Consider the following 9,182-nt stretch of genomic DNA (forward strand, 5'->3'; position numbering starts at 1 on the left):
TATTGGAGTCCTCCTTGGTTAACTAAGTTAGGGGTCATCTCGCCACGATTTGACACCCCGTATCATACCAAGAGGGCTCCTTTTTGTTCAAGTCCCCGAAAATCCTTCTAACAGGAATGCTCCTTATTGATTCATATTTTGTGAAGGTTGAGTTACATACTGTTGCATCTGTTGAAGCAGCTGTTGATAGTGTCGATCATGCATTTGTCCAGCTTGTTCAAGTGCTGCTCTTACTTCGGGATTTTGACATTGTTGAGCGAAAAAATGCATTTTCTTCATCGCAAGTAAATTCCAGCTTAACATATCGTTTACATAGAGATGATCCTTTGTTGACATTATTTCAGGCGGTTGTGTCATTAAAGCTTGTGCTTGTTGATTATTCATACCCGTCTGCATTTGTTGCATGATGTTTCCTCCTTGTTAACAATGTTGTAATCACTTGGGTAGATTGCCACACAGCGGTCAAAAATATGCAGGTATTTTAGACTAGTTTTAAAGCCCCCCCACCTTTAGATAGCATTAAATACTCCCCACCTATACGCAGGTGGGGAGTATTTGTGGCTAAACTAAATATTAATTTATCCTATTCCAGATTCTGTCTAGGTCCAAGGCAACATATATTTTATCACCATTAATTTCCTTATGTATAATAGGATTGGAAAAATACTGATTTATATTTTTATTAAATTGCTTATACCTTGCTCGTGGTTTTGGTCCATATAAATCGTTTCAGGATAGTCCTTATACATACTCCGTCTACCTCTTTTTTAATTTTATGAAAAATACAAACCGAATACTCCATTTCTAAATAAGCATAGCAGTCTTGCTTCTCGAAAAGGAAAATCCCCCTCGAATTGTAAAACAATTGTACTTTAATCAGCTTTTACAAAAGTACAACCGTCAAATTTACCCTATTCTCTCTTCCTTGATTTTTTTTGCCAAGAGTATTTTTTCCGAAAATATAATAAAAATATAATTCGAATTTTAAAAACTTTGTATGAATAAATATTTCTATCTTCAAACATTCTAAGAAAGGTTTCAAAAAAAAAAAATAATAGGAGGTGTTATTCATGACAGTCATAAATGACGTTAAAACAGCTTTAGCCGGATTAAAAAGCGCTCAAGCTAGCTTTGAAACATTTGCTCTTAGTACAGATAATGAACAAGCGAAGCAGCTTTACCAAGATGCTGCTAAACAAACCCAATCTGTTTTACAAAGCGTTGAACCACGCGTTCAACAAATCGAACAAGAAGAACCACAATATGCTCATGACGGAAACCAAGCTTCCCAAGGCAGTACGCAAGTGTCACAAGGTCAATACGGTACTGAGTTCGCAAGTCAAAATAATGCACAACAAGTAAGACAAAAAAACCAACATGCCCAGTCTTAAAAAATAAATAACTGAATCACACGTTTGTACAATTCTGAAGCTTTATGTCGCCAAAAATTTTTATGTGTTGATTCATTTGTTACCAATAAAAACATCCTTAGATAGATTAGAGGGGAGTTAAGACTCGCTCCCTTACTAAAATTTTTTTTAAAAATAAAAAGGAGCAACTGTTATGCGATTACCCGAAGACTTCAAAAGAGCTAGGCATAAAAAAGAAGAAGGGTTAAGTTTGGATCAATGCTTTTCACATCCCATTATACATAGGGAGATACGTGGGGATAAAGTATTCGTTCCATTAGATTTAAAGAGAATTTGGAATCAAATATAGCAACCGTTTGGATTAAACGGATATTTTATTTATTAAGAGAAAAAGGATATTAATTTAGTTTTCAAACCTTACTTCATAATATTATTTTTGGATAAAAAATATGGATTACATTTGAATTATAAAGAAAACCATTTTTCATCATTCTAACAAAGGTTATTAAAAACATTAAAGGAGTCGTTATTCAATGACAGTAATAAATGATGTTAAGACAGCTCTAGCGGGATTGAAAAGTGCGCAGGCTAGCTTTGAAACATTTGCTCTTAGTACAGATAATGAACAAGCGAAGCAGCTTTACCAAGATGCTGCTAAACAAACCCAATCCGTTCTACAAAGCCTTGAACCACGCGTTCAACAAATCGAACAAGAAGAACCTCAATACAAACAACAATAATTAAAAAGACAAAAAAAGGTTGGTCGAGTAAACCAACCTTTTTTACTCTCTCAATAATGGATAAAACACAGAGGTGATTTTTCATGATATATAAAATAAAACAAATTAAAGATCAGTCTTTTAGTATTAACGGTTATCGGAATAGAATCAGGATGTAACGGAAGCCAGAATCAGTTGGGTGAAAATAATAACGATTTAAGTATTTCACAGGTACATACAAGCTTTCTTTTTCGATTCTTAACACGTTTTTTCATTGACATCAACAAACTTTATAAACACATATAAACACAATGAGACCCCTCACAACATCGTGGGTGGTTTTTTTGCCTTCATTTTTAATTCTCTTGGGTGTATTGTGTCAAAAAGGTGAAGGTTGGATTGGTAGGGGTGAATTAGCAAACAGCGAACCCGATGGATATACGCTTGGTTATATGGTCTCTCCAAATATCTTTACTGGTTAATAAATCCTACTGCCAATAGAAAAGAAAATTTGGACAGTTTTTAATTTAATATCAGTCACCATGAAGATTCCGAACTTATTGTCGTAAAACGGGATGACCCCCGGTTTGACAATATTAAAGAGTTCATTGGATACGCAAAGGAAACGAGTTAGCTGTGTAGATTTATAAGGTAACAACTAACATACGAGATTGACTGCTTATTAAACGGCTATTTAAAAAGGTTTGAGAATTGTAGATGCACTATCGCTCTTTATAGAGGACTTTATTTTTGATCATAAAAATGGACACCAATTCAGTTGAAATAGATAGAGGGGAGTTAATCATCTAGTTCTTGTTTGATGATTACCTTTATGAATTAGCGATTGATACCAACTTTATATTTGTAAAAGTGGTGATGAAGCCATTATGGAAAAATTAATTTTAGAAGTGTCTTAAATGAATCAAGTGCACGCAAGCACAACGCTATCAACATGCCGATATTCATTGAACGGATTGAAGCGCTAAACGCAGCAACAATCACCTATACTAAAACAATATTAACGAGAAATAAATGAGGAAAGGATGCCCTTATTGAATCTCAGATGGGGGGCGTTATAATGCTTGCAGGTCATCGTACATGGGTTTTCGAACAAAAGCCTGTGATACTTTCTACTGGAACAGTAGGTGGACCATTTGAAGCAGATGGAGCTATATCGGAAGATTTTGATCTTCTTCATGCCGATTTATGGCTCGGACAGGATTCCTATGAAAAAGCACATAAAGTTTTTTTGAAGAAGCTTGTCAAAAGGCAATGGAAAAAGGAGAAATACAAAAGGAACAGGTTCAGTTTCTTCTCGCAGGGGACTTGATCAATCAGATTACTCCCACAAGTTTCGCTAGTCGAACCATTGGAGCTCCTTATTTTGGTTTATTTGGTGCTTGTTCTACCTCTATGGAAGGATTGGCTCTAGGTGCTTATATTATTAATACAAAGGGGGCTAAATATATATTAACAGGGGCTTCGAGTCATAACACAGCTGTTGAAAAACAGTTTCGTTATCCGACAGAATATGGAGGACAAAAACCACCTACTGCACAATGGACGGTTACTGGTGCTGGTGCGGCCCTTTTAAGTGATTCTGGGGATGGACCGAGTGTCACTTCTGCTACGATAGGCCGTGTGATTGATATGGGACTGACCAATCCATTTAATATGGGAGGGGCTATGGCACCAGCTGCTGTTGATACGATTGAAGCGCATTTAACGGAAAGAAACATTGATCCCTCTTATTATGATTTAATCGTCACTGGGGATCTTGGCAAGATAGGGCGTGAAGTTTCCCTTGATTTATTTAAAAAGCATGGAACTTCCATTAGTGAAGGACAATTCCAAGATTGTGGACTTATGATTTATCGGAAAGGACAACCAGTCCTCGCAGGGGCAAGTGGGGCGGGGTGTTCAGCAACAGTAGCCTATGGTCATTTATTAAATCGCATGAAAAAAGGCGAATTTAAAAGAATGTTAGTAGTGGCCACTGGTGCTTTATTATCACCTCTTTCTTTCCAGCAAAATGATACGATTCCTTGTATCGCTCATGCGGTATCGATTGAATACGGAGGTGAACAATCATTATGACCTACTTTTGGGCTTTTACCGTAGGTGGTTTGATTTGTGTCATTGGGCAAATTATGTTTGATGTGTTTAAACTAACTCCGGGACATACGTTAAGTACCCTTGTAGTAGTGGGGGCCATTTTAGATGGGTTTGGATTATATGAACCCTTGATTGACTTTGCTGGTGCAGGAGCTACCGTACCTATTACAAGCTTTGGGAATTCCCTTGTACATGGGGCCATGCAAGAGGCAGAACAACATGGGTTAGTTGGTGTGCTCACAGGAATGTTTGAAGTGACCAGTTCAGGAATTTCAGCAGCCATTATTTTCGGCATGATAGGGGCTTTAATTTTTAAACCAAAAGGAGGAGAATCTAGGATGACAGTAGGATCGGATGTCAAACAATGTTTTGTCAGTTTAAAAGGAGTAGAAGCAAGTCTTTCGAGTTTAGCATTACGGACTCTAGATGATGATTCGAAACGTTCATTACATGAAACCATGATGGTTGTACATGAAGTAGTCACGGATTTAAAAAAACGAGTTGGAGAATTAGAACAAGAGGAATTTCAGTACAAAGGTTTTTAAGAGATATAATTTTTATAGGGGGTGTTAAGTGGTGCCTGAATGGTTAGATATTGCCGTAAGGTCAATATTCTTTGTTGTTGTTTTATTTTTTATTACAAAATGGTTAGGGAAAAAGCAAATCTCTGAATTATCTTTCTTTGAATATGTAACTGGTATTTCCATTGGAAGTATAGGTGCTGAAGTTGCTATGGGACTGGAACGGAACATTTTTCATGGAATCATTGGAATTGTCATTTTTGCAGCAATACCCTTTTTATCTGGTTTGCTTTCCTTAAAAAGTAAAAAGTTCCGTGATTTTGTAGAAGGAACAGGAACTGTCTTTATAAAAGATGGGAAAATCATGGAAGATAATTTAAAAAAGGAAAGATACACGACAGATGAATTATTAGAATTACTTCGTAAGAAGGATGTTTATCAGGTGTCTGATGTAGAATTCGCTGTATTAGAGGCAACAGGGGATTTATCCGTCATGTTAAAGAAAGAAAACCAACCATTAACAGCAAAGGATCTAAACTTGACGGTTGCTTCAATTAAAGAGCCTCAGACTGTTATTATGGATGGTGTGATAATGGATGAACCACTTGCGACGATTGGACGAAGCCGTGCTTGGTTACACACTGAATTAGAAAAAACTTGGTGTAACGGTAGAAAATGTTTTTCTTGGACAAGTTAATTCCTATGGAGAGTTAACAGTTGACCTGTTTGACGATCAATTACAAGTCGCATCTCCTCAAGAAAGACCTTTAATTCTTTCGACCATGAAAAAATGCCAAGCAGACTTAGAGCTGTTTGCTCTTGGAACCGAATCAAAAGAAGCTAAGCAAATGTATAGTAAAAATAGTGAAAAACTACAAGAAGCTATTGATAAAGTGATGCCTATTTTAAAAGGATAATGGTTTATTTCGCTATCTTGGATGATCTTAAGACACATAACAAAAAAGTAGTACCATTTTTTTATATAATATCATTAAGTCGAATCTTGAAAATAAAATCTTTGGAAAAATATTTTTTTAAAATTGATTAGAGGGTGCTTAAAATATTAAAACATTACTGGTTAACTTTCTCTGTTAATTTTTGCCGTATAGTCAAAGAGATGAACATCCTTAGTCTGACTTCAGACTAAGGTGATTTTTCCTAAGAGGTGTTAGAAGTGTCTATTTTTTTAGTTAAATTAATTTTTATATATATTGTTTTTATTGTAGCCATAAAAATTTTAGGGAAATCAGCCCTAGCACAACTTACCCCTCACGATTTTGGAGCGATTCTTTTTTTATCTTATTTAGCATTTGGGTCCATTAAAGTAAATGGAGTAACAGAGGGGATTATTGGAATCATTGTTATAACGGGCGTTCACTTAGTTATATCAAAATTAAGTTTATTAAATTGGTTAAACCCTTTTATTATAGGAAAACCGACTATTTTAGTTAAACATGGAAAAATTGTATATAAAAATTTAAGGAAAAATAGATATCCTTTATCTGAGCTGTTGTCAAGTTTAAGAACAGCAAGATATCCAGATATTCAAGATATTGAATATGCGATTTTGGAAGCAACCGGTGAAATAAGCATTTTACCTAAGAAAGAGGTAGTTCCTGTTACTCCAAAGGATTTACATATGAAAGTAGAATACTACCATGGATTCCCAATAGCTGTTGTAATTGAAGGGAAAGTTCAGAAGCGTAATTTAAAATTAATCAACAAGAATGAAGAGTGGCTTAAGCAAGAACTAAAGGCAAAGGGATATCATCAAATTAAAGATATATTTTACGCTTCTGTTAGAGATACCGACCATTCACTAAACATTAACACATTTGATATTAGCGACTAATCTTAAAACGATTTCCCCTCCCTATATTAATCCTAGATAAACGGTTTTAGGTAAATATGGTTTTCTTAGTACAGTACCTTATCAAACTATCAAGTTCTAAGTATTTTTGAAGAAAGATGAGAAACCAAATGCATCATTATAACTTTTTCCATACTATGGGGATATAAAGAGTGAAACTTTGAGTGTGGTTGTTGTTTAATAATTAATTTTCTTTCCCGAAAAAACAGTCAAATGCCTAAAAGGCTAATGCTATAATAGGGTTTTCCATTAATCTAATAAAAATCAATTCACCAACAAATTGATCCGAAATAATTAAAAAGCCGATTTTTCCTTGACATAAAAGGAGAATCGGCTTTTTACTAGTTATTCCTATTACTCATCTTTATTATCCCTATCGCCTATATCTTCTGCATCTTCTATTGGATCTTCTGGATCTGGATCATTATCATTTTCATCATCTTTAAACATGTTATCATCTTCGTAAACACCGGGTGCATTTTCAAGATCTGCATTATCATCATTCGTATCACCGTTTTCAATAACATTATTGTTATCCTCTGGTGGTGGATTCTGATCATTATTGTTACAACCGACTATTAACATGGTAGATAAAATTGCAACGGCTAGTATAAGAAACCATTTTTTGTTCATGGATGTCCTCCTTTCATGATTTAGTATTATGTTTAAAACTATAAATAGTATCATTCCCTATAAATGTTAAATTATGATCGCTTTTAACTAGTAATTAGGCTAGAAAATTTAAGCATTACAGCCAATCGAATTGAGAAGTAGGTAATTTCACTGAATTCATTTTTTCATGTCAAGCGTTTAGAAAAGGATATGGGTGATAAACCAATTTAGGCGAAATGTAGGTAAATACCTATCCCTATGACAATTGCGGAACATATTATGGTTTAAGTTTTTCAAAGAAGGAATTTAAGGGGATGTTTTTTTTGAAGAGGAACATGGGAATGTGTATTTCTTGTGAAGATTATTTCTGGAAAAGTCAACTTTCAATGTTACCAAGTGGTTCATTTCTTCTTAATAAAAGGTACTGTCCACAATGTTATCCTAAAGCCTTAGAAGAATATACTAGAGTTTATTGGGGTAACGCCTGAATCACTGATATGTCTCCTTAAAAATTTAGGGAAAATATCTAATTCCGAGACCATGGTTAAATTTATAGATGAAATTTATAAAAAGAATAAAAGTAAAAAGGAGAGTTGTTTCTTTTGAAAGTTAAGGGGAGATGTTCCTGTTGTAAAATTCCGTTGCAAAACGATCTGACGTGCCTTAACGAAAAATACTGTTCTAAATGCTTTATAGAATTCCTAAAAATATATTTCAAGCTTAAAAGGGAAGCTTAGAATAATGAAAATAAATGATATATGAAGACAAATTCAAAAAAACTGCCCATTTTCAAAATCGCTCTAAAGGGTCGCCAACTATCACAAATTTAACGCCAACTTAAATATAGATGACGAAAATTCCTCCCTAACACGTTCATAAAGGGAGCATTCCTGTTAGAAGGATTTTCGGGGACTTGAACAAAAAGAGCCCTCTTGGTATGATGCGGGGTGTCAAATCGTAGCGCGAAATGACCCCTAATTTGATAACCAAGGAGGACTCCATATGGATTTTAAACAAAATCAGAAAATTAATCAAGTCACCGAAAAAACACTTGTTGTCGGAATTGACATCGCCAAGCGGACACACTTCGCTTGCTTTGTGGATGACCGAGGGCGTGTGCTTCAAAAATCATTCTCAGTTTCTCAATCTGGAGATGGATTCGAGCTTTTCTATCAATGTGTTCTCGCTACAATGAAGGAGAACGGAAAAACAGAAGTTATCATCGGAATTGAGCCAACTGGCCATTACTGGCTCAATATAGCCTATTTTCTTGAGGAACGGGGCATTCCCCTTGCCATGGTTAATCCTATGCATGTAAAGCGGTCAAAAGAGTTGGACGATAATCTGCCAACCAAGCATGACCGAAAAGATGCACTGGTGATCGCTCGGCTTTTAAAAGATGGACGATTCACTTATCCCCGTATCTTAAAAGGCATGGAGGCCGAACTTCGTGTTGGGTCAACGTTTAGAAGTAAATTGACAGAGGAACTAGGGGCTGTCAAAAATATGATAATTCGCTGGTTAGATCGCTATTTTCCAGAGTTCGTTCAGGTGTTTCCGTCTTTCGGAAAAATGGCTTTGGCTGCACTTGAATGCACTCCATTCCCGAGTGATCTTCACCATAAACAACCCGATGAAATTTTAACCCTTTATCGGGAGGTTGAGGGGCTCAAATCCCCCCAAAGACCAAAGGCCCTGCGCCTTATTGAAGTCGCAACTAGCTCTATTGGTGTAAACGAGCACAATAATCCAGATACTTTTTTTCAAATTAAACCAGGAGAAAATCTGAAATATTGTGCTCCTTTTTTCAATTTGCTTCGGATTGTGAAAAACTTTGTTTATATTATTTCGGCTATCATCATAAAAAGAAAACCCCTAGAATGGGGCATTCACAGGAATAAAATTTTGTATTTTAATACGAATCTTGTATATTTCTTGAGTATGAAGTACAAAAATTGAATCGTGATCCAGGGTT

At 35.5% G+C, this 9,182-nt stretch carries 6 protein-coding genes and 5 pseudogenes; 9 read left to right on the forward strand and 2 right to left on the reverse strand.

Annotated elements, in window-relative coordinates; all coding sequences use genetic code 11:
- Nucleotides 1–123: 123 nt before the first annotated feature.
- Complete coding sequence (locus tag M3183_RS26085; protein WP_034298115.1) at nucleotides 124–396, reverse strand: hypothetical protein; 273 nt, start codon at nucleotides 394–396, stop codon at nucleotides 124–126.
- 674 nt (nucleotides 397–1,070) lie between these two features.
- Between M3183_RS26085 and M3183_RS27245 the strand changes: the two genes are divergently transcribed.
- The 8 genes and pseudogenes from M3183_RS27245 to M3183_RS26125 all read left to right on the forward strand — a co-directional run bounded on the left by M3183_RS27245 (nucleotide 1,071) and on the right by M3183_RS26125 (nucleotide 6,577).
- Complete coding sequence (locus tag M3183_RS27245; protein WP_082804588.1) at nucleotides 1,071–1,391, forward strand: gamma-type small acid-soluble spore protein; 321 nt, start codon at nucleotides 1,071–1,073, stop codon at nucleotides 1,389–1,391.
- Between the two features lie 512 nt (nucleotides 1,392–1,903).
- Nucleotides 1,904–2,110, forward strand: coding sequence for a DUF1657 domain-containing protein (locus M3183_RS26100; RefSeq protein ID WP_066231697.1), 207 nt, complete (start codon nucleotides 1,904–1,906; stop codon nucleotides 2,108–2,110).
- A 624-nt stretch (nucleotides 2,111–2,734) separates the two neighbouring features.
- Nucleotides 2,735–2,962 (forward strand): annotated as a pseudogene (locus M3183_RS27525) (site-specific integrase); the annotation flags it as partial.
- A gap of 205 nt (nucleotides 2,963–3,167) precedes the next feature.
- A pseudogene (gene spoVAD / locus M3183_RS26105) lies at nucleotides 3,168–4,186 on the forward strand (stage V sporulation protein AD).
- Nucleotides 4,183–4,530 (forward strand): annotated as a pseudogene (gene spoVAE / locus M3183_RS26110) (stage V sporulation protein AE); the annotation flags it as partial. The pseudogenes spoVAD and spoVAE, both read left to right, overlap by 4 nt.
- A gap of 12 nt (nucleotides 4,531–4,542) precedes the next feature.
- On the forward strand, nucleotides 4,543–4,749 hold the full coding sequence (locus tag M3183_RS26115; RefSeq protein ID WP_169189510.1) for a DUF1657 domain-containing protein: 207 nt from the start codon (nucleotides 4,543–4,545) through the stop codon (nucleotides 4,747–4,749).
- A gap of 31 nt (nucleotides 4,750–4,780) precedes the next feature.
- Nucleotides 4,781–5,642: pseudogene (locus M3183_RS26120) on the forward strand (DUF421 domain-containing protein).
- Between the two features lie 257 nt (nucleotides 5,643–5,899).
- Nucleotides 5,900–6,577, forward strand: a complete 678-nt coding sequence (locus tag M3183_RS26125) for a DUF421 domain-containing protein (protein WP_251474846.1) — start codon at nucleotides 5,900–5,902, stop codon at nucleotides 6,575–6,577.
- A gap of 372 nt (nucleotides 6,578–6,949) precedes the next feature.
- Here the strand turns inward: M3183_RS26125 and M3183_RS26130 are convergent, their stop codons facing one another.
- A complete protein-coding gene (locus tag M3183_RS26130) occupies nucleotides 6,950–7,228 on the reverse strand; it encodes a hypothetical protein (protein ID WP_251474848.1) in 279 nt (92 codons plus the stop codon).
- A 981-nt stretch (nucleotides 7,229–8,209) separates the two neighbouring features.
- Between M3183_RS26130 and M3183_RS26135 the strand changes: the two are divergent.
- A pseudogene (locus tag M3183_RS26135) lies at nucleotides 8,210–8,947 on the forward strand (IS110 family transposase); the annotation flags it as partial.
- Between the last annotated feature and the right edge of the window lie 235 nt (nucleotides 8,948–9,182).

This window comes from Neobacillus mesonae (assembly GCF_023715155.1).
Taxonomy (GTDB): domain Bacteria; phylum Bacillota; class Bacilli; order Bacillales; family Cytobacillaceae; genus Neobacillus; species Neobacillus mesonae_A.

Bases quoted from the DNA above. Each gene is read 5' to 3' on its own strand.
- M3183_RS26085 (WP_034298115.1), bottom strand. From the start codon at position 396: ATGCAGACGGGTATGAATAATCAACAAGCACAAGCTTTAATGACACAA.
- M3183_RS27245 (WP_082804588.1), top strand. From the start codon at position 1,071: ATGACAGTCATAAATGACGTTAAAACAGCTTTAGCCGGATTAAAAAGC.
- M3183_RS26100 (WP_066231697.1), top strand. From the start codon at position 1,904: ATGACAGTAATAAATGATGTTAAGACAGCTCTAGCGGGATTGAAAAGT.
- M3183_RS26115 (WP_169189510.1), top strand. From the start codon at position 4,543: ATGACAGTAGGATCGGATGTCAAACAATGTTTTGTCAGTTTAAAAGGA.
- M3183_RS26130 (WP_251474848.1), bottom strand. From the start codon at position 7,228: ATGAACAAAAAATGGTTTCTTATACTAGCCGTTGCAATTTTATCTACC.